General features: G+C 73.4%; 18 protein-coding genes. 13 read left to right on the top strand and 5 right to left on the bottom strand.

The window, feature by feature from the left end:
- Nucleotides 1–27: 27 nt before the first annotated feature.
- Nucleotides 28–624: a TetR family transcriptional regulator gene (locus ACIGO8_RS09105; protein ID WP_399726202.1), complete on the bottom strand. Its 597-nt coding sequence runs from the start codon at nt 622–624 to the stop codon at nt 28–30.
- A 181-nt stretch (nt 625–805) separates the two neighbouring features.
- On the opposite strand from ACIGO8_RS09105, the gene ACIGO8_RS09100 reads away from it, so the two are divergent.
- From ACIGO8_RS09100 to ACIGO8_RS09075, 6 genes are all read left to right on the top strand, one after another.
- Nucleotides 806–1,486, top strand: coding sequence for a DUF6230 family protein (locus tag ACIGO8_RS09100; protein ID WP_399726199.1), 681 nt, complete (start codon nt 806–808; stop codon nt 1,484–1,486).
- Nucleotides 1,487–1,643: 157 nt separating this feature from the next.
- The gene (locus ACIGO8_RS09095) at nt 1,644–2,186 is read left to right on the top strand and encodes a DUF6114 domain-containing protein (protein ID WP_399726196.1); all 543 of its coding nucleotides are present in this window, start codon (nt 1,644–1,646) and stop codon (nt 2,184–2,186) included.
- On the top strand, nt 2,183–2,965 hold the full coding sequence (locus ACIGO8_RS09090) for a DUF6230 family protein (RefSeq protein ID WP_399726194.1): 783 nt from the start codon (nt 2,183–2,185) through the stop codon (nt 2,963–2,965). Before ACIGO8_RS09095 ends, ACIGO8_RS09090 begins: the two co-directional genes overlap by 4 nt.
- A 20-nt stretch (nt 2,966–2,985) precedes the next feature.
- Nucleotides 2,986–3,375, top strand: a complete 390-nt coding sequence (locus ACIGO8_RS09085) for a DUF6114 domain-containing protein (RefSeq protein WP_399726191.1) — start codon at nt 2,986–2,988, stop codon at nt 3,373–3,375.
- Nucleotides 3,372–3,989: a hypothetical protein gene (locus ACIGO8_RS09080; RefSeq protein ID WP_399726188.1), complete on the top strand. Its 618-nt coding sequence runs from the start codon at nt 3,372–3,374 to the stop codon at nt 3,987–3,989. The genes ACIGO8_RS09085 and ACIGO8_RS09080 overlap by 4 nt, the downstream gene beginning before the upstream one ends.
- Nucleotides 3,986–4,699, top strand: coding sequence for a DUF6230 family protein (locus ACIGO8_RS09075; protein ID WP_399726185.1), 714 nt, complete (start codon nt 3,986–3,988; stop codon nt 4,697–4,699). The genes ACIGO8_RS09080 and ACIGO8_RS09075 overlap by 4 nt, the downstream gene beginning before the upstream one ends.
- Nucleotides 4,700–4,745: 46 nt before the next feature.
- Here the strand turns inward: ACIGO8_RS09075 and ACIGO8_RS09070 are convergent, their stop codons facing one another.
- From ACIGO8_RS09070 to ACIGO8_RS09060, 3 genes are all read right to left on the bottom strand, one after another.
- Complete coding sequence (locus ACIGO8_RS09070) at nt 4,746–5,162, bottom strand: RidA family protein (protein WP_399726182.1); 417 nt, start codon at nt 5,160–5,162, stop codon at nt 4,746–4,748.
- A gap of 62 nt (nt 5,163–5,224) precedes the next feature.
- Nucleotides 5,225–6,826, bottom strand: a complete 1,602-nt coding sequence (locus ACIGO8_RS09065; protein ID WP_399726179.1) for an alpha/beta hydrolase — start codon at nt 6,824–6,826, stop codon at nt 5,225–5,227.
- Nucleotides 6,827–6,946: 120 nt separating this feature from the next.
- The gene (locus ACIGO8_RS09060) at nt 6,947–8,002 is read right to left on the bottom strand and encodes an Rv2578c family radical SAM protein (RefSeq protein WP_399726818.1); all 1,056 of its coding nucleotides are present in this window, start codon (nt 8,000–8,002) and stop codon (nt 6,947–6,949) included.
- 149 nt (nt 8,003–8,151) lie between these two features.
- On the opposite strand from ACIGO8_RS09060, the gene ACIGO8_RS09055 reads away from it, so the two are divergent.
- Complete coding sequence (locus tag ACIGO8_RS09055; protein ID WP_399726176.1) at nt 8,152–8,595, top strand: SRPBCC family protein; 444 nt, start codon at nt 8,152–8,154, stop codon at nt 8,593–8,595.
- Between the two features lie 281 nt (nt 8,596–8,876).
- Nucleotides 8,877–11,405, top strand: a complete 2,529-nt coding sequence (locus ACIGO8_RS09050; RefSeq protein WP_399726174.1) for an MFS transporter — start codon at nt 8,877–8,879, stop codon at nt 11,403–11,405.
- Nucleotides 11,406–11,424: 19 nt separating this feature from the next.
- Here the strand turns inward: ACIGO8_RS09050 and ACIGO8_RS09045 are convergent, their stop codons facing one another.
- A complete protein-coding gene (locus ACIGO8_RS09045) occupies nt 11,425–12,450 on the bottom strand; it encodes a hypothetical protein (RefSeq protein WP_399726815.1) in 1,026 nt (341 codons plus the stop codon).
- A gap of 270 nt (nt 12,451–12,720) precedes the next feature.
- Here ACIGO8_RS09045 and ACIGO8_RS09040 point away from each other — a divergent pair, with 270 nt between their 5' ends.
- The 5 genes from ACIGO8_RS09040 (at nt 12,721) to ACIGO8_RS09020 (ending at nt 19,903) form a co-directional block, all read left to right on the top strand.
- Nucleotides 12,721–13,554, top strand: a complete 834-nt coding sequence (locus ACIGO8_RS09040; protein WP_399726172.1) for a M55 family metallopeptidase — start codon at nt 12,721–12,723, stop codon at nt 13,552–13,554.
- Nucleotides 13,547–14,881 (top strand): M20/M25/M40 family metallo-hydrolase, encoded by a 1,335-nt coding sequence (locus tag ACIGO8_RS09035; RefSeq protein WP_399726169.1) that lies wholly within the window; start codon nt 13,547–13,549, stop codon nt 14,879–14,881. The genes ACIGO8_RS09040 and ACIGO8_RS09035 overlap by 8 nt, the downstream gene beginning before the upstream one ends.
- A gap of 37 nt (nt 14,882–14,918) precedes the next feature.
- A complete protein-coding gene (locus ACIGO8_RS09030) occupies nt 14,919–16,931 on the top strand; it encodes a prolyl oligopeptidase family serine peptidase (RefSeq protein WP_399726167.1) in 2,013 nt (670 codons plus the stop codon).
- Complete coding sequence (locus tag ACIGO8_RS09025; RefSeq protein WP_399726164.1) at nt 16,928–17,968, top strand: LD-carboxypeptidase; 1,041 nt, start codon at nt 16,928–16,930, stop codon at nt 17,966–17,968. The genes ACIGO8_RS09030 and ACIGO8_RS09025 overlap by 4 nt, the downstream gene beginning before the upstream one ends.
- A 153-nt stretch (nt 17,969–18,121) precedes the next feature.
- Nucleotides 18,122–19,903, top strand: coding sequence for a CocE/NonD family hydrolase (locus ACIGO8_RS09020; protein ID WP_399726161.1), 1,782 nt, complete (start codon nt 18,122–18,124; stop codon nt 19,901–19,903).
- Nucleotides 19,904–19,905 lie beyond the last annotated feature (2 nt).

The following is a 19,905-nucleotide window of genomic DNA, read 5'->3' as shown; positions in this document are numbered from 1 at the left end:
TGAGGCCGTCGGCTCACGGGCCGACGGCTAGAGGGTTTCCTTGCCGGTGCTGAGCGCGATGCGCAGGAACGTGTCCGCGATCCGGTGGGCCGATTCCTGCGGCGAGCCTGCCGCCTGGACGATGTGGCTGGCCGTCAGACGGACGGCGGCGTCGACGGCCAGGTCGCGCGCCGCCGGGTCGACGGCCGGCCACGCCTCCGCCACGTACGCGTCGGCCATCGCCGTCGCGGTGGCGAACGCCGCCGCGGACCGGGTCGTGAGGTAGGGCAGCAGACCGTCGTCGCGGGTGCTGGTGAGCATCGCCTTCACGAGCGGGTTGCGGGCGGCCAGGGTGAGGGTGAAGTCCACGGCGGCGGTGACGGCCTCCCGCCGGTCGTCGCGGTGCTCGTCGAGCGCCGCCTGGATGCCGACCAGGCAGCGCTCCAGCTCGCGCTGGAACAGCGCCTCGCCGACCGCCTCCTTCGAGGGGAACTCCGAGTACAGCGTCTGCCGGCTCACGCCCACGGCGCTCGCGATGTGTGCCATGCGGAGCTTCTCGAACCCGCGCTCCGCGACGAGTTCGTACGCGGTGTCCAACAGGCGCTCGCGCAGCAGCGTGCGCACCGTCTCCCTGAACCTGGCCATCGGCACAGCCTAGTGGAGACGAATTTTCCGCCCTCTGTGTCCAGACTGTTGACACATCCTCTAATAGTGTCCAATTCTCGAACACGTGGCCACGCAGTGTCACGGGCGGCGACGGCCGGCCGTGACACGTTCCCCCGCATCCCACCCGCGCACCGCGCGGGTCGACGGTTGGAGAAGGCACATGAGCGAAGAGCCCAGAGGCGTCACCCGCTGGCGCAGATCCCTGTTCCTGGCGGTGCCGGCCGCCGCGGCCGTCGCCGGAATGGCGACGGCGATGGTGCAGGGCGCGCTGGCGGCGAACCTGTCGCTGACCAGCGTCCCCTTCACCCTCAGCTCCAGGACGGTCGCGGCGCCGACCGGCATCGGCGCGGTCATGCACACCGTCGACGCGGGCGGCGCGAAGGGCGCCGCCGAGGTCGGCATCGCCCAGGCCGGTCTGGACGGGCTGTGCGTGCACGCGACCCAGTCGGTCAGCCTTCCGGTGATCGGCGGCCTCGGCACCTGGTCGCTCAACATCTCCTCGCCGGCCGCCGCGACACCGCTCACCCCGGACCAGCTCGCCGCGGGCGCGGGCCTGCAGGCGCGGAAGCTGATCCTGGACGCCCAGGCACTCAAGGCCTCCAAGGCCACGCTCCAGGCGAGCGACACCACGCCCAACGTGATCGGCGCCGCCGCCGACGGCAACGGCATCAAGGGCACCGGCATCGACGACGGAACGCCGGGCCAGTTCGGTCTCGACGCCTCCGGCGGCCGCACCACCATCGAGAGCCTGAAGGCCGACGCCAACGGCGCCACCATCGCCGGCGCGATCACCCTGCCGGACCTCTCGATCGGCATCGCGCACGGCGACTCGAGCTGCTGAGGACGTACCTCCGCACCTCCCGCGCGCACCCACGCGCTGCCCGTACCACCGGCCGGGGCGCCGCACGTCAGGCGGCGCCCCGGACCGTCCGTCAGGCCCGGCCGCCCTCCCGCGCTCCCCTCCTCCGTCCGCCCGTCCGACCTGCTGCGAGGCGCTCATGACCCACGACCCGGCATCCGAACCGACCGAGCCCGGCGCCGCTCCCGGCCCCGGCGCCGGCCCGCTGCGGCGGGGCCGGCTCGCCTTCCGGCGCTGGCGCCGCACCCGGCCCTTCTGGGCGGCGCTGTGGACCGGTCTCGGCGGCTTCGTCATCTTCTTCCTGCCGCTGGCGCCGCTCGGCAAGATCCTCCAGATCGGCGTCGGCGGCGTCGCGGGCATGGCCGGCGGTGTCGCCCTCATGGCCATGGCCCTGCTCATCCTGCTGCTGCCGAGCCAGCGGCACACCGCCGGTGTCATCGCCGTGATCGCCGGCGTCGCTTCCTTCCCGCTGTCCAACCTCGGCGGTCTGTTCGTCGGCATGTTCCTCGCCGTGCTCGGCGGCGCGATGGCCTTCTCCTGGCTGCCGGAGAAGCCGGCCGGTCGTGGGAAGACGGGTGGCCGTGGCAGGACGGCCTGGCGCAACAAGGCCGTCCGGGGCGACAAGGCCGTCCGGGGCGACAAGGCCGTCCGGCCGGGCCGGGAAGGGAGCGTGGCCGCGTGATCTCCCTGGGTTCCCTTCCCGGTTCCCCGCGCGGTCTCCGCGCCGCCGTCCGTTCCCTCGTCCGTGCCGCCGGGCGCTGGAACGCCGCGATGCTCGCCGAGGCCGCCGACGGCACCCGGCGCGGCACCCGATGGGGCCGCGGCGCGCTCGCCTTCGTGCCCTCCGTGCTCGTGGCCGGCGCGCTCGGCGCCGCCCTGGCGCAGGGCGCCCTCGCCGCCAACTTCAGCGTCACCGGCCGGCCGTTCGACCTCACCTCCAACGGAGTCTCCGGCACCGGCTTCGGCGCCGTCGTGAACACCCCGTCCGTCGGGCACGCGGACGGCACCACCAGCGCCGACACCGGCATGGCCCGGGTCGGCTTCGCCCAGGCCGGGCTCGCCGGACTGTGCGGCATCGTCCACCAGTCGATCGCCGGACTGCCCTACTCCCTGCTCCTGACGGCCGGCCAGAAGGTGACCGCCACCCCACCCGCCACCTTCACCACCGACATCGACGCCTCCAACCTCTTCATCCAGGCCACCGAACTGCGCTCGTACGGACCGACCACCCTGCAGAACGCCGTCATCGGCCAGTCCGCCGACCAGGTCCTCGTCGGCGGCAAACCGCTCACCGGCGCCGTGCCCGGCGGCTTCGGACTCGGCTCGGCCGGCGGGCCCGGCGGCAGCTCCGTCACCCTGCACGGGCTCGACACCACCGCGTACGACGCCGAGATCGCGGGCGCGCTCGTACTGCCCCAGCTCGACATCCGGATCGTCGGCGGAACGGCGACGTCATGCTGAGCGCCGCACGAGCCCGCTCGGTGGCCGCCCACGCTGTCGCCGCCCACCGCTGGTTCCGCGCCTTCCGCCGCACCCGGCCCTTCTGGGGCTGCGTGTGGCTGGTGCTCGGCGGCTGGACGGTCCTCAAGTTCTCGCTCAGCTCCGTGCAGTTGATCGTCGCCACGGGCTTCGGAGGAGTGGCCGGCTATCTCACGGGCGGCGGCATGATCCTGTGCGGACTCATCCCGCTCGCCGCGCCCCGCCAGCGCTACACCTTCGGTCTCCTCGGCGCCGTCCTCGCCGTCGTCTCGCTCGTCGTGTCCAATCTGGGCGGCTTCCTGGCCGGCATGGCGCTCGGCGTGCTCGGCGGCTCGATGACGGTCGGCTGGGGCCCGAAGCGCCCACGCCGCGCCGTGCGGGAGGCGCCGTGAACACCGCACGGACCGCCCGGCACCGGGCGCTCGCCGTCCTCGTCGTCCTGCTGACGGCCGTGGCCACGGCGGTCCTGCCGGGCCGGACCGGCAACGCCGCACCACGGGCCGCGGCGGCCGTCGTCCCGGCGGGCGTGCCCTTCCTGCCGTCCCCGTACCCGCTGGCCGTGCGGATCGACAGCCTGCTCGCCGTCTCCCTCACCGTCGAGAAGGACGTCCTGATCCGGCTCTCCGACGGCACCGAGGTGCGGACGAACAAGTACACCTTCTCCAGGCTGAAGATCCGCCGCCACATGAACGTGACCCAGCGCGCGGCCGGTCACACGCTCACCATCGACGTGCCCGGCGAGGGCTCGCTCGGCGGCTACGACAGCGCGGGCAAGGCCGAGACCACCGTGATGTGGGGCCGGATCGACCGGATCTGCGTCCTCCTCGTCGCCTGTGACGTCCAGGGCCTGCTCGACTGGTTCGGCCAGTTCATCCCCCTCACCGCCGGCGCCACCGAGTTCGAGGGCACCATCTACGCCATCCGCACCGTCGACGACCACGCCGCGCTCGACTCCACCGACAACCCGGTCCACCTGCCCGGCACGATCACGGTGACCGGCCCATGAGCGCGCCACCGGCCGGCCGCCCGGTCCCGGAGGAGGGCCGCACCCACTGGCTGCGCTCGCTCGCCGTCGCCGTTCCCGCCCTGCTCGCGGCCGGCTCCCTCGCGGGCGCCATGACGAGCGGCGCGCTCGCCGTGGACCTCCTCGTCCAGGACCGGCCCGTCGACTTCACCACCAGCAGCCTGTACGGCACGCAGTACGGAGCGGCCGTCGTGGACCAGAGCGTCGTCCGGCCCGACGGAACCACGAGCACCCTGCGCGTGCTGCGCATGGGCTTCGCCGACGGCGTCGTCAACGGGCTGTGCCTGAGCCGGCCGCAGCAGATCGCCGGCGTCACCTACACCCTGCTGCTGACGCTCGGCGACTCCGATCCGGGCACCTGGGAGATCAGGACCAGGAACACGGTGCTCGACCTCCGGAACGCCACCGGCGAACTCGACATGGACGGCGTCGTCGACCTCAACGTCAACGGAGCCGACGTGAAGACCGTCAAGGACGGGACGGGCGCCTACGTGGTCAACCCGCTCGACAGCCCTCAGCACCGCTTCGGCATCCAGGCCCGCTACGCCAAGTTCGACTCGATCACCGGCACCGCCCAGGACATGCAGATCCCCGGACTGCTCACCACGCCCAAGCTCGGCCTGGCGATGCGGCGCGGCACCGTCGCCTGCCCGAAACCCGCCGCCCCCACCGGCACCCCGGGCACTCCGTGAGCCGCCGTCCGCCCGGCCGGCCGGGCGGACGCGCCGCCCGTAGGCCTCAGACCGTCTCCCGGTCCTCGGGTATGAGCGCGAACGCCTCGATCTCCAGAAGCAGTTCGGGCCGCACCAGCGAGGTCACCTGGACCGCCGAGCTTGCGGGCAGCGGGAGCGTCCCGAAGGCGGTGTCGCGGGCCTCCCGCACGGCGGGCAGGTGCGCCATGTCCGTCACGAAGTACGTGAGCTTGACCACGTCCTCGAAGCCCGCGCCCGCGGCGGTCAGACAGCGGCCGAGATTGCCGAAGACCTGGCGGGCCTGCGCCACCGGGTCACCGGCGCCGACGACGGCGCCCTCGTGGTCCAGGGCGACCTGGCCGGACACGGCCACGAACCGGCCGGTGCCCCACACGACATGGCTGTACTGCGGGCTCGGGGCGATGCCCTCGGGGGCGGACACATGGGTCAGGTGCGTGCTCATGGCTCACATCCTGACCCATGCCACTGACAGCCGGGCCGGCCCCCTGTCGATCTGTGGAAAACTCAGCGCACCTGGCCGAGCAGCCCGTGCAGCGTGGCACCCGACGACCGGGCGGCGTCGCGCTTCGCGGGAGCCTTCGCCGGCTCCGGCTCGGGCAGCGCCGCGCAGACCGCGTCCGCCTCGGCCCCGTCCCCGCCCCGCGGCACGGCGCCGGTGGAGAGGTAGGCGGCGAGGTGGCCGTCCAGGCAGTCGTTGCCGGCCAGGGTCACGCCGTGGTTGCCGCCGCCGTCCTCGACGACCAGGCTGGAGCCGCGCATCATGCGGTGCAGCGCGACACCGCCCTCGAACGGAGTGGCCGCGTCCTCGGTGGCCTGGAGGATCAGCACCGGCGGCACCCGGTCGTTGGTGACGTCGGGCGGCGTCAGCGACTCCACCGGCCAGAACGCGCACGGCGCGTTGTACCAGGCGTTGTTCCAGCTGGAGAAGGGCGCCTTGGCGTGCGCGTCCCAGCTGTCCTCGCGCCACACGTTCCAGTCGCGCGGCCAGGCGGCGTCCCGGCACTGGACGCTCGTGTAGACCGAGTAGCCGTTGTCGGCGGCGGGGCCGGCCGCGCCGTAGTCCTCGTAGGCCTTCACCAGCGGGGCGCTGTCCTTGTCGTTCACGTAGGCGGCGAACGCCGTCGCGAGCCGCGGCCAGTAGCCGTCGTAGTAGCCGCCGGGCAGGAAGGTGTCCTCCAGCTCGCCCGGCCCGACCTTGCCGCCGGCGGGCGTGGTCCGCAGCGCGTCCCGCATCCGGTACCAGGCGGCCTCGACCGCCGCCGGGTCGGTGCCGAGCCTGTAGGCGTCGTCGTTGCGGGCCACCCAGGCGGCGAAGTCCTTGTGACGGCTGTCGAAGGCGTAGTCCTGGGCGATGTTGTCCTCGTACCAGACGCCGTGCGGGTTGACCACGGAGTCCAGCGCCATCCGGCGCACCCGCTCGGGGAACAGCCGGGCGTACACGGCGCCGAGGTAGGTGCCGTACGAGTAGCCGAGGTAGTTCAGCTTCTTCGCGCCGACGGCCGCGCGGATCACGTCCATGTCGCGGGCGGTGGAGACGGTGTCGATGTACGGCAGGACGTCGGCGTACTTGTCGCCGCAGGCCTGGGCGAAGGCCCGGGCGCGCTCGACGCCCGCCCGTTCGGCCTCGGCCCCGCCGGGCACGGAGTCCGGGCGGACCGGCTTGAAGTGGCCGGGACGGCAGTCCAGTGCGGGCTCGCTCCTGCCGACGCCTCGCGGGTCGAATCCGATCACGTCGTACTGGGCGGCCACCTTCGCGGGCAGCGAGGCCGCCACGTAGCCGGCCATCCCGCGGCCGCTGCCGCCCGGGCCGCCGGGGTTGACCAGGAGCGGTCCCTGCGAGGTCCTGGCCGTGTGCGCGACGCGGGTGAGGGCGAGGGAGATGCTCCGGCCGCCCGGGTCGTCGTGGTTCAGCGGCACCCGCAGGGTGCCGCACTGGAGCTTCGGATAAGCCTTGGTGGGACAGTCGGTCCAGACGAGCGGTGCGACGGGCCGGGTGCTCGGCCCGGGTCCGGCAGCGGGAGAGGCGGAGGCGGACGCGGGCAGGCCGGTGACCGTCCCGGCGACCAGCGCCCCCGCGGCCATCAGCATTCCTGCGCGTGGGTTCATAGGGCGTCCGTGCCCAGAACACGGCCAGGAGGGACCTTCTCCACCGAGAGTTGACCCGTTCGGCGGACTTGACGTGTCGTCAGGTTGCCCCGGTGTCAGTCCCTGCTCACGCGCCGCCGCTCACATCAGGGTGAGCTGCTCGGCCTCCGGCACGTGAGCGTGGTGGTCGGGTACGGGAATCCGGCGCGGCGACGTGCGTCCGCGGCCGCCCGGTCCGATACCGAACTCGGCGGCCAGCTCGTGCACCTGACGGGTGATCCGGCGCTGGTACCAGGTGGGCGCGTAGGCACCGGCCGCGTACAGCCGCTCGTAACGGCCGACGAGACCGGGGTGGTGGCGGTGCAGCCAGGTGAAGAACCACTCACGGGCGCCGGGCCGCAGATGCAGCACGAGCGGTGTGACGGAGGTGGCGCCCGCCTCGGCGATGGCGCGGACCGTGTCGCGCAGCTGCTCGGGCCGGTCGCCGAGGAACGGGATGACCGGCGCCATCAGGACACCGCAGCCGATGCCGTGCTCGCCGAGGGTCCGTACGACGTCCAGGCGCCGCTCGGGAGAGGGCGTGCCGGGCTCGACGGTGCGCCACAGCTCGCGGTCGGTGAAGCCGACGGAGACGGAGACGCCCACCTCCGTCACCTCGGCGGCCTGCCGGATCAGCTCCAGGTCGCGCAGGATCAGCGTGCCCTTGGTGAGGATCGAGTACGGGTTGGCGTGGTCCCGCAGGGCCTCCAGGATGCCGGGCATCAGACGGTAGCGGCCCTCGGCGCGCTGGTAGCAGTCGACGTTGGTGCCCATCGCGACGTGCGCGCCCTGCCAGCTCCGGGAGGAGAGCTGCTTGCGCAGCAGCTCCGGCGCGTTCACCTTGACCACGATCTGCGAGTCGAAGCCGATGCCGGTGTCCAGGTCCAGATAGCTGTGCGTCTTGCGGGCGAAGCAGTACACACACGCGTGGGTGCAGCCGCGATACGGGTTGACCGTCCACTCGAACGGCATGCGGGAGGCTCCGGGCACCCGGTTGAGGACGGAGCGGGCCCGCACCTCGTGGAAGGTGATGCCGCGGAACTCGGGCGTGTCGAAGGTGCGAGTGGTGACCGCGTCCGCGCCGAACAGCGCGATCTCGGCGCCGCTCGCGGGAGTGGCGGCGGTGGCGGGGTGGTCGGCCGGATGGTCCCAGCGCATGGACGCCTCCTCGGTGGACGGGACGGGTACCAGAATAGAACACATGTTCCCTTGATCGCCGCAACCCGGATTTTGGGCCCCGGCGCCCAGGTGGTTGGCTTGGCCCGTATCCCCAGGGGAGCCCCCGAGAACAAGCTGGAGGAAGTGCAATGGCGCAGGTCGAGGCCACGACGGAGCGGATCATCGCCGCCGACGCGGAGACGGTGTTCGACGCCCTCGCCGACTACGCGGGCACCCGCGCGAAGCTGCTCCCCGAGCACTTCAGCGAGTACGAGGTGCGCGAGGGCGGCGACGGCCAGGGCACCCTGGTCCACTGGAAGCTCCAGGCCACCAGCAAGCGCGTCCGCGACTGCCTCCTGGACGTCACCGAGCCCACCGAGGGCCAGCTCGTCGAGAAGGACCGCAACTCCTCCATGGTCACCACCTGGACCGTCACCCCGGCCGGCGAGGGCGCGTCCAAGGCCGTGGTGACCACGGTCTGGAACGGTGCCGGCGGCATCGGCGGCTTCTTCGAGAAGACCTTCGCCCCCAAGGGCCTCGGCCGCATCTACGACGCGGTGCTCGCCAAGCTCGCCGCCGAGGTCGAGAAGTAGCCTCGGCCCGGAAGTAGCCTCGGGAAACCGGAAACGGGAAGTCACGCCCGGATCCGTCACCGATTCGAGTGGTTTCCCCGCGACCTCCGCACGAGTGCCCGGCGCACTCGGGGGTCGCGGGCCGCTCCGTAAACGCGCTGATGAGCGCCCCAAGTGCGCCGCCCCGCAGGGACGTTCAACCTCCGTCGTCCCACTTTCCCCACCCGTCGCCCGACTTGCTCCCGCTTCGCGCCCAATGCGAAGAATGGCGCGCGCAGACGCCGTGACGAGGGGAGCAGCACGTGGGTGCGAGCACGCTGGCCGAGGACGCCAGGGACGCCGAGGGCACAGAGAAGCTCCTCGCGGGCACCACCGGCGCCGCGCCCGGGGCCACGGCCGAAGCCGCGACCGGAGCCACGGCGGAGACCCGAACCGGATCCGGGAGCGGACCCGAGGACGGAGCCGGGAGCGGACCCGAGGGCGGACCCGGACCGGAGATCGGCCTCGACCCGCGCCGCGTCCGGCTCGTCTTCTGCGGCCTGATGCTCGCACTGCTCCTCGCCGCGCTCGAGCAGATGATCGTCGCCACCGCCCTGCCGAAGATCGTCGGCGAACTCCAGGGCCTCGACCGGATGTCCTGGGCGATCACCGCCTATCTGCTCACCGCCACCGTCGGCCTGCCGGTCTACGGCAAACTCGGCGACCTCCTCGGCCGCAAGGGCGTCTTCCTCTTCGCCATCGTCGTCTTCGTCATCGGCTCGGGCCTGGCCGGCTGGTCACGCACCATGGACCAGCTCATCGCCTTCCGCGCCCTCCAGGGCGTCGGCGCCGGCGGACTGATGATCGGCGTCCAGGCGATCATCGCCGACATCGTCCCCGCCCGGGAACGCGGCCGCTACATGGGCCTCATCGGCGCCGCCTTCGGACTCGCCTCCGTCGCCGGGCCCCTGCTCGGCGGCTTCTTCACCGACCACGTCTCCTGGCGCTGGTGCTTCTACTTCAACGTGCCCTTCGGCCTCGTCACCCTCGCCGTCGTCGCCGTCGTCCTCAAACTGCCCAAGCCCACGGCCCGCGCCCGCTTCGACGTGCTCGGCGCCCTGCTGCTCGCCGCCGCCTCCACCTGTCTGGTGCTGCTCACCAGCTGGGGAGGCACCGAACACGCCTGGAACTCCCGGGTGATCCTGGGCCTCGGCTGCGGCGCCGTCGCCGCCACCGTCCTCTTCCTCGTCGTCGAGCGCTTCGCGCCCGAACCGCTCATCCCGCTGCGGCTGTTCCGCGACTCCGTCTTCACCGTCACCGGCCTCGTCGGCGCGGTCGTCGGCATCGCCCTCTTCGGCGCCGCCAGCTATCTGCCCACCTTCCTGCAGATGGTCGAGGGCGCCACCGCCACCGAGTCCGGCCTGATGATGCTGCCGCTGATGGGCGGCATCGTCGCCGCCTCCGTCGTCTCCGGACAGCTCATCAGCCGCACCGGCCGCTACAAGGTCTACCCGGTCCTCGGCGGCGCCGTCGCGACCCTCGGCATGTGGCTGCTGTCCCGCATGGACACCGGCACCCCGCGCCTGACGCACAGCCTGTGGCAGGCCGTCCTCGGCGTCGGCATCGGCCTGGTCATGCCGGTCCTCGTGCTCGCCGTGCAGAACTCCGTGCGCCCCGCCGACCTCGGCACCGCCACCAGCGCCCACAACTACTTCCGGCAGATCGGCGGCAGCGTCGGCGCCGCGGTCTTCGGCACCCTGTTCGCCGCCCGCCTCGACGACGCCCTCGCCGCGCGGCTGCCCAAGGACGGCGCCGCCGCGCTGCCGCCCGCCGACTCGATCACGCCGCAGGCCGTCCACGCCCTGCCGCCCGCACTGCGCGACGCCTTCGTCCAGGCGTACGCCGACGCGATGCCCCGGATCTTCCTTTACCTCGTGCCGGTCCTCGCGCTCGGCCTCGTCCTCGCCTTCTTCCTCAAGGAGAAACCGCTGGTGTCCCACCACAGCCCCGCCACCGAGGCCCCCGCCGGCGCCGTCCCGCACGCCCGCGCCGGCACCCCGGCCGCCACCGTCCAGGCCCCCGCCCCGCTGCTCGCCGGAGTCCCCGTCTGCGGCACCGTCCAGCACCACGACGGCAGCTGCGTGCCCCGCGCCGCACTCACCCTCATCGACGTCCAGGGCCGCCAGATCGGCCGCGGCGCGAGCGGCGAGGACGGGCGTTACGCGCTGAGCGTGCCGGGAACCGGCTCGTACGTCCTGATCGCGGCCGCCGGCGGCCACCAGCCGCAGGCCGTCTCCGTCACCGTCGGGGAGCGCCCGGTCGAGCTGGACGTCGTCCTCGGCGGCGCCGGCCGGCTCGCCGGCACCGTCCTGACCGCCGACGGCACGCCGGTCCGGGACGCGGCCGTCACCCTCACCGACGTACGCGGCGACGTCGTCGCCTCCACCCGCAGCGGGCGCGAGGGCGGTTACGTGATCGGCGAGCTGGTCGCCGGCGAGTACACCCTCGCGGCCAGCGCGCCCGCCTTCCGTCCGGCCGCCCTGCCCGTCAGCGTGCAGTCCTCCCGCGAGACCCGCCAGGACATCGAGCTGGCGGGCGGCGCGGTGCTGCGCGGAACGGTACGGGCCGGCGGCGGGCGTCCCGTCGAGGACGCCCGCGTGACCCTCCTCGACGCGGCCGCGAACGTCGTCGACACCCTCACCACCGGCCCCGACGGCACCTTCCGCTTCGTGGACCTGTCGTCCGGCGAGTACACGGTCATCGCCGCGGGCTACCCGCCGGTCGCCACCGTCCTCCAGGTCGCCGGCGGCGGCCGCACCGAACGCGACCTCCAGCTCGGGCACGAGGACTGAGGGCCGGCCGCGCCGTCCGTCAGGAGGTGGTCGTCGCCCTGCGCAGGGCGGTGATGCAGGCGCCGATCGCCTCCTGCAGGGCCTCCAGGCGCTGGAGCATGTCCTCCTCGACCACGTCCTCCTCCAGGACCTCGTCGAGGGTCAGCTCCTCGAAGACCTTCGTCGCCTTCTGCAGGCTGTTGTAGAACCTGGTCCGGCGTTCCTGGACGCGCAGTTCCGGGTCCGCCTCGACGGTCTCGACGACCATGGACCTGACCGCTTCGTAGGCCTCGCCCGCCCACTCGCCGGCCTCCTCGGAGTCGTCCAGCTCGTCGATCAGCGACAGGTGGCGCTCGGCCTCGGCGCGCAGCTCCGGCGGCGCCTCGAGGGTCCGGCCCGCCGGCGTCCGGACCGTGCCGCCCTCCGCGATCTGGCGGACGAAGTCGATCCGGTCGGCCGCCTTCGCCTCCTGCGCCACCGCCTTCTTCAGGTCGCCGGTGCGGGCGATGGCCCGGGCCATCTCGGTCTGCAGCGCCGGGTCCTCCTTCATCCGGTCGAGCAGCGCGCTGCGCGCCGCCTCCGCGGTGCCCGGGTCGGCGAGGATCGCGGCGCGCAGCGCGGTCGGGTTCTCCGCGACCTCCAGCGCCTTCGTCGCCTTGATGCCCTCCGCCTCCGCCGCGGCGGTGATCGCCTGGCCGCGGACGGACGTGGCGCCGGAGCGCGAGGAGTAGTACGACAGCCACACGTCGGCCTCGGGCAGCTCGACGTCCTCGCCGGGGACCAGCGCCTCGAACTGGGGCACCAGACCGTCGTCGGCCGCCATGTCCCAGGCCTTGTAGTAGCGCATGACCCGCTCGGCCGAGCAGCCGGCGAGCTCCGCGAACGCCTTCGCCGACACCTTCCGCGAACCCTCCGCCGGCTGGCCGCCGGGCCGCACGCTGCGCGCCACCTTGAGCGCGAACGCCCAGCCGCCCGTCCTCGCGTACACGCCGAAGTCACGGGCGTCGCGGAGCACGGCCTCGGCTACGGTCTCGGCGGCGGGCTCGACCCATTCGCCGCTGTCGATGCCGTGGACGCTGTCGATGCCGTGGACGCTCTCGCCGCTCTCGGCGCTCGCGGAGTTGTCGGCGCTTTCGGCGGGGACGGGGATTCCGGACGGGGCGAGCGAGGTGGTCACCGAGGAGTCTCCTGAGGTCGCGGGAGGACGAAAACTGCGCCGGTCAGCCTATACGTACGGGATGAAAGGATTCGCCCGAATCACCGCCACCGGTCCACGCCTCCGACACTTTTCCACAGGGGTGGTGGGCGTCGTCGGTCGGCGCGTACGGTGCCTGGCATGAAGATCCTGATCAGCGCCGACATGGAAGGCGCCACCGGTGTGACCTGGCCCGCCGACGTGCTGCCCGGCACGCCGCAGTGGGAGCGGTGCCGGTCCATGTTCACCTCGGACGTCAACGCGGCGGTGCTCGGGTTCTTCGACGGCGGCGCCGACGAGGTGCTCATCAACGAGGCGCACTGGTCCATGCGCAATCTGCTCCTCGAGCGGCTGGACGAGCGGGCCGAGATGCTCACCGGCCGCCACAAGTCGCTGTCGATGGTCGAGGGCGTCCAGCACGGCGACGTCGACGGGATCGCGTTCGTCGGCTATCACACCGGCGCCGGCGCCGAAGGCGTCCTCGCGCACACCTATCTCGCCAACTCCATCACCGGCGTCTGGCTCAACGGAGAGCGCGCGAGCGAGGGCCTGCTCAACGCGCACGTGGTGGCCGAGTTCGGCGTGCCCGTCATCCTCGTCACCGGCGACGACCTGACCTGCGAGGACGCCCTCGGCTACGCGCCGGAGGCGCACAAGGTCGCGGTCAAGGACCACGTCTCGCGCTACGCGGCGGTCTGCCGCACACCCGCCCGCACCGCCGCCGACATCCGCGCCGCCGCGAAGGCGGCCGCCTCGCTCGCCGTGCGGCACGAGCCGGTCAGAGGCGGACCCTTCACCGTGGAGCTGGAGTTCGACGCCGAACACCTGGCCGCCGCCGCGACGGTGGTCCCGGGCGCCGAGCGGAGTGGCGAGCGGCGGGTCGCCTACACCAGCGAGACGATGTACGAGGCGATTCGCACATTCAAGGCGGTCACCACGATCGTGTCCGCCGCCGTGGAGGAGCAGTATGGCTGAGGAGGACCGGGGCCCGGACGGGGCGGCACTCGACGAGGTCGTCGCCTTCACCTCCGACCTGATCAGGATCGACACCACCAACCGGGGCGGCGGCGACTGCCGCGAGCGGCCCGCCGCCGAGTACGTGGCGGAGCGCCTCGCCGACGCGGGCGTCGAGCCCGTGCTCCTGGAGCGCACGCCGGGCCGCACCAACGTCGTCGCCCGGATTCCCGGCACCGACCCCACGGCCGACGCGCTGCTCGTCCACGGACACCTCGACGTGGTCCCCGCCGAGGCCGCCGACTGGACCGTGCACCCGTTCTCGGGCGAGGTCCGCGACGGCGTGGTGTGGGGCCGCGGCGCCGTCGACATGAAGAACATGGACGCGATGGTGCTCGCCGTCGTCCGCGCCTGGGCCCGGCAGGGCGTCCGGCCGCGACGGGACGTCGTCCTCGCGTACACCGCGGACGAGGAGGCGAGCGCCGAGGACGGCTCCGGCTTCCTCGCCGACCACCATCCGGGCCTCTTCGAGGGCTGCACGGAGGGCATCAGCGAGTCCGGCGCCTTCAGCTTCCACCCGCAGCCGGGCATGACGCTCTATCCGATCGCGGCCGGCGAGCGCGGCACCGCGTGGCTCAAGCTCACCGCCCGCGGCCGGGCCGGCCACGGCTCCAAGGTCAACACCGCCAACGCGGTCACCCGTCTCGCCGAGGCCGTCGCCCGCATCGGGAACCACGAGTGGCCCGTCCGGCTCACCTCCACCGTGCGGGCCGCCCTGACCGAACTGGCCGCGCTGTACGGCATCGACACCGACGTCGACGCGCCCGGCTTCGACACCGACGCGCTCCTGGAGAAGCTCGGCCCGGCCGCCGCCCTCGTCCAGCCCACCGTCCGCAACAGTGCCAACCCCACGATGATGGCCGCCGGTTACAAGGTGAACGTGATCCCGGGCGAGGCCGTGGCGTACGTGGACGGGCGGATGCTGCCCGGCGGCGAGGAGGAGTTCGTCGAGACCATGGACCGGCTCACCGGTCCCGACGTGGCGTGGGAGTTCCACCACCGCGAGGTGCCGCTGGAGGCGCCGGTCGACTCGCCGACCTTCGCCCGGCTGCGGGCCGCCGTCGAGCGCTTCGACCCGGAAGGACACGTCGTCCCCTTCGCCATGTCCGGCGGCACCGACGCCAAGCAGTTCTCCCGGCTCGGCATCACCGGCTACGGCTTCTCGCCGCTGAGACTGCCGCCCGGACTCGACTACGGGGCGCTCTTCCACGGCGTGGACGAACGCGTCCCCGTCGACGCCCTCCACTTCGGAGTCCGCGTCCTCGACCACTATCTGCGGTCCGCCTGACGGACCCGACCCGCACCGCACCCAGAGGGGGACCTGGATGGCACCCACGGCCGCCTACGGCAGCTGGCCGTCGCCCGTCGACGCCGCACTCGCCGCCGCCCACGACGGACGGCCCGAATACGTCGGGTTCGTCGGCGACGAGGTGTGGTGGACGGCCCCGCGCCCCGCCGAGGGCGGCCGGCGCGCCTTGGTGCGCCGCCGTCCCGACGGCACCGAGGAGTCGGTCCTGCCGGCGCCGTGGAACGTACGCAGCCGCGTCATCGAGTACGGCGGACAGCCCTGGGCCGGCACCGTGCGGCCCGACGGCTCCACGGTCGTCGTGTTCTGCCACCACGCCGACCAGCGGCTGTACGCCTACGAGCCGGACGCGGCGGACGGCGCCGCGCCCCGGCCGCTCACTCCCGTCTCCACGACCGGCGACGGACTGCGCTGGGTCGACCCGGTGCTCCGCCCCGAGCGGGGCGAGGTGTGGTGCGTCCTGGAGGAGTTCACCGGACCCGGCCCGACCGACGTGCGCCGGGTGATCGCCGCGGTGCCGCTGGACGGCTCCGCCGCCGAGGACCGCTCACGGGTGCGCGAACTCTCCGACGGACGGCACCGCTTCGTCACCGGCCCACGGATCTCGCCCGACGGCCGGCAGGCCGCCTGGATCGCCTGGGACCATCCGCGGATGCCCTGGGACGGCACAGAGGTGCAGCTCGCGGAGATCACGCCGGACGGCACGTTCGGGCCGGCCCGCACCGTCGCCGGCGGCCCCGAGGAGTCGGTGCCGCAGATCGCCTGGACCGCCGACGGGCGGCTGCTCCACCTCAGCGACCGCACCGGCTGGTGGAACCTCTACAGCACCCGTGCGGGCACCGAGGACGGCCGGCACGGCGAGCCGGTCGCGCTCTGCCCGCGGCCCGAGGAGTTCGGCGGTCCGCTGTGGAAGATCGGCCTCGCCTGGTTCCAGCCGCTGGACGACGGACTGATCGCCGTCCTCCACGGAAAGGGCGCCCACACGCTCGGGATACTGGACCCCGGGACCGGCGACCTGGTCGACGCCGCCGGACCCTGGACCGAGTGGGCCGCCACCCTCGCCGTCCACGGCAGCCGGGTCGTCGGCGTCGCCGCCGGACCCCGCAGCGGCTACGAGGTGGTGGAGCTCGACACCCGCACCGGCCGCACCCGGGTCATCGGCTCCCCGCACCACGACCCCGTCGACCCCGCCTACTACCCCGAACCGCGGATCCGCGTCTTCGCCGGGCCCGACGGCCGGGAGATCCACGCCCACCTCTACCCGCCGCACCACCCGGACCGCACCGGACCCGCCGACGAGCTGCCGCCCTACGTGGTCTGGGCGCACGGCGGCCCCACCGGGCACGCGCCGCTCGTCCTCGACCTGGAGATCGCCTACTTCACCTCCCGCGGCATCGGCGTCGCCGAGGTCAACTACGGCGGCTCCACCGGCTACGGCCGGGAGTACCGCGAACGGCTGCGCGAACAGTGGGGCGTGGTCGACGTCGAGGACTGCGCCGCCGTGGCCCGTGCGCTCGCCGCCGAGGGCACCGCCGACCCGCGCCGCATCGCCGTGCGCGGCGGCAGCGCGGGCGGCTGGACCACCGCCGCCTCTCTCGTGCACGCCGAGCACGGCGAGGTCTACGCCTGCGGGACGATCATCTATCCCATCCTCGACCCGGCGGCCTGGGCCGACGGCGAGACCCACGACTTCGAGTCCCGGTATCCGCACTCGCTGATCGGCCCGCTCGCCGAGGTCCCGGACCGCTACCGGGAACGCTCCCCGCTCGAGCACGTCGAGCGGATCTCCGTGCCCTTCCTGCTGCTGCAGGGACTGGACGACGTGATCTGCCCGCCCGCGCAGGCCGAGCGGTTCCTCGCCCGGATCGCCGGCCGGGGCGTCCCGCACGCCTACCTCGCCTTCGAGGGCGAGAGCCACGGCTTCCGCAGGGCCGACACCATGATCCGCGCCCTGGAGGCGGAACTCGCGCTGTACGTACGGACCTTCGGCGTCGAGCGCTCCGACGTCCCCGCCCTGGAGCTGAGGACATGACCGCCCCGACGCCGGGCCCGACGCCCGGTCCGAAGCCCGCCCCGCCGACCGCCCCGAAGCCGGTCCCCAAGCCCACCCAGAGGCCCCGTGCGGCCCCCGCCCCGGCTCCCGTCCCCGAGCTCGTCCGCCCTCCTCGGCTGCGGCCCGGCGCCCGTGTCGCCGTCGTCGCGCCCAGCGGGCCCGTACCGGAGGACCGTCTGCGGGCCGGGCTCGACATCCTGCGCGGCTGGGACCTCGACCCGGTCGTCGCCCCGCACGTCCTCGACACCCATCCCACGCTCGGTCACCTCGCCGGCGCGGACGAGGACCGGGCCCGCGACCTGACGGAGGCCTGGTGCGACCCCGACGTCTCCGCGGTGCTCTGCGCCCGCGGCGGCTACGGCGCCCAGCGCATGGTGGACCTGCTCGACTGGCGGGCCCTGCGCGCCGCCGGCCCCAAGGTCCTCGTCGGATACAGCGACGTCACCGCCCTCCACGAGGCCTTCGCCGTCCGCCTCGGCCTCGCCACGCTGCACGGTCCGATGGTCGCCGCCGCGGCCTTCCTCAACAACGCCCGCACCCAGGAGTCCCTGCGGGCCACCCTCTTCGAGCCCGAGTCGGTGCGCACCGTCGGCCTGGAGACCGCCGCCGCCCTGGTCCCGGGCCGCGCCCGGGGCGTCACGCTCGGCGGCTGCGTCAGCCTGCTCGCCGCCGACCTCGGCACCCCGCACGCCCGGCCCTCCGCCGCCGGCGGGCTGCTGTTCCTGGAGGACGTGGGGGAGGAGCCGTACCGCCTGGACCGGATCCTCACCCAACTGCTGCGCGCCGGATGGCTGGACGGCGTCGCCGGGATCGGGCTCGGCTCGTGGGAGGAGTGCGGGCCGTACGAGCAGGTGCGCGCCGTGCTCGCGGACCGGCTCGGCGGGCTCGGTGTGCCGGTGGTGGAGCGCATGGGCTTCGGGCACCAGGAGAGCGCGCCGACCGTGCCGTGGGGAATCCCGGGCGTCCTGGACGCGGAGGCGGGCACGCTCACCCTGGACGTCCCGGCGCTGAGCTGAGAGGGCGGCCGGGGACGCCGGCCCTTCACTGAATCTCCGTCAACAACCTTCGTCCCGCGCGTTGACGGCCTTATGACACGTGTCACACCATGGGCGCGGCCCCGTACCTACCGGTAGGTAGGTCTCTTGTGCGTCCTCGGTGTGGAGGTCCCCGTGTCCCGTGCCCTGCCCAGATCCCGCAAGGCCGTCCGCGCGCTCGTGGCCGGGGCGGTGCTGGCCGCGCCGCTCGCCGCCACCGCCGCCCCCGCACAAGCCGCCGCCGCGACGGCCGGCACGTACACCGTCACTCCGCTCCGCTTCACCGTCCAGGCCGGCGGCCGGAGTTGTGTGATCGACGCCGACCTCTACCGCCCCGACGGCGTCGACGCCGACCGTCCCGCGCCCGCCGTCCTCGCCACCAACGGCTTCGGCGGCAGCAAGAACGACGGCTCCACCGACGCCATCGGCAAGGCCGTCGCCTCCCGCGGCTACGTCGGCCTCGTCTACTCCGGACTCGGCTTCGGCAAGAGCGGCTGCCTCATATCCCTCGACGACCCGCGCATCGACGGACAGGCCGCCGCCCGCCTCGTCGACTTCCTCGCCGGCACCCGCGCCGCCGACGACGGCACCCGCGCCGACTTCGTCACCCACGACGGCCCGGACGATCCGCGCGTCGGCATGATCGGCGGCTCCTACGGCGGCGCCATCCAGCTCGCCACCGCCGCCACCGATCCCCGCCTCGACGCCCTCGTCCCGCTCATCACCTGGAACGACCTCGCCTACTCCCTCGCACCCAACGCTGCCGACCGCGCCACGCCCGGCGTCTTCAAGTGGCAGTGGGCCAACGGCTTCTACCTCATGGGCGAGGGCCAGCCCCTGCTCGTGCCCTCCCTCGATCCCAGCCGCGTCAACGGCCTCGGCTGCCTGCACTTCGTCACCGACGCCTGCGACACCGTGCGGCTGCTCAACTCCGGCAGCTACCCGCGGGCCGCCACGGACCGGATGCTCGCCTTCGCCCGCAGCGTCTCCCCGGTCTCGTACCTCGACAAGGTCAAGGCACCGACGCTGATCGTCCAGGGCCAGAGCGACAGCCTGTTCAACCTCAACGAAGCCCAGGACACCTACGACACCCTCCGCCGCCACGGCGTCGAGACCAGGATGATCTGGCAGTCCTGGGGCCACAGCGGCGGACAGCGGCCCGGCGAACTCGACCTCGGCCAGGGGAATTTGGAGACCAGCTACGTCGGCCGACGCGTCCTCGCCTGGTTCGACCGCCATCTGCGTGGCGACCGGACGGTCGACGCCGGACCCGCGTTCGCCTACTACCGTGACTGGCAGACCGGCTACGGCACCGCCGACGGCGTGCCCGCGCCGAGCCGGCGGCTCTACCTCTCCGGCGACGGCAAGCTCGTCGACAACCGCGCCAAGGTCGCCCGCGGCTCGCGCGCCTACGCCAACTGGCTCGTCCCGACCAGCCACTCCGAGTCCTCGCTGGCCGGCCTCATCGGCCTGCCCGATCCCCGCCCGTACGACACCGCCGGCACCTACCTCGGCTGGACCAGCGCCCCGCTCACCGAGCCCGCCGACCTCGTCGGCTCTCCGCGCGCCACCCTCAAGGTCGTCTCGCCGCGCACCGAACGCGTCCAGGACTCCGGCGACGCCGCCGACAAGCTCGTCCTGTTCGCCAAGCTCTACGACGTGTCGCCCGACGGCACCAGGACCCTGGTCAACCGCCTCGTCGCCCCGGTCCGCGTCCCCGACGTCACCCGTCCCTTCACCGTCGAACTCCCGGGCATCGTCCACCGCTACGAGACCGGCCACCGCCTGGAGTTCGTGATCGCGGCGAGCGACACGGCCTACGCCGGAAACCGCGGCGTCAAGCCGGTCACGGTCGTCAGCGCCCCCGAGGACACGGGGACGCTGGACCTGCCGCTGGTGCGCGGCCGGGTGGAGTGACG

The sequence above is a fragment of the Streptomyces sp. NPDC053493 genome (assembly GCF_044544825.1).
Lineage (GTDB): Bacteria > Actinomycetota > Actinomycetes > Streptomycetales > Streptomycetaceae > Streptomyces.
Note: the sequence above shows the minus strand (reverse complement) of the source record. Positions and strands in the feature narration are given on the sequence as shown.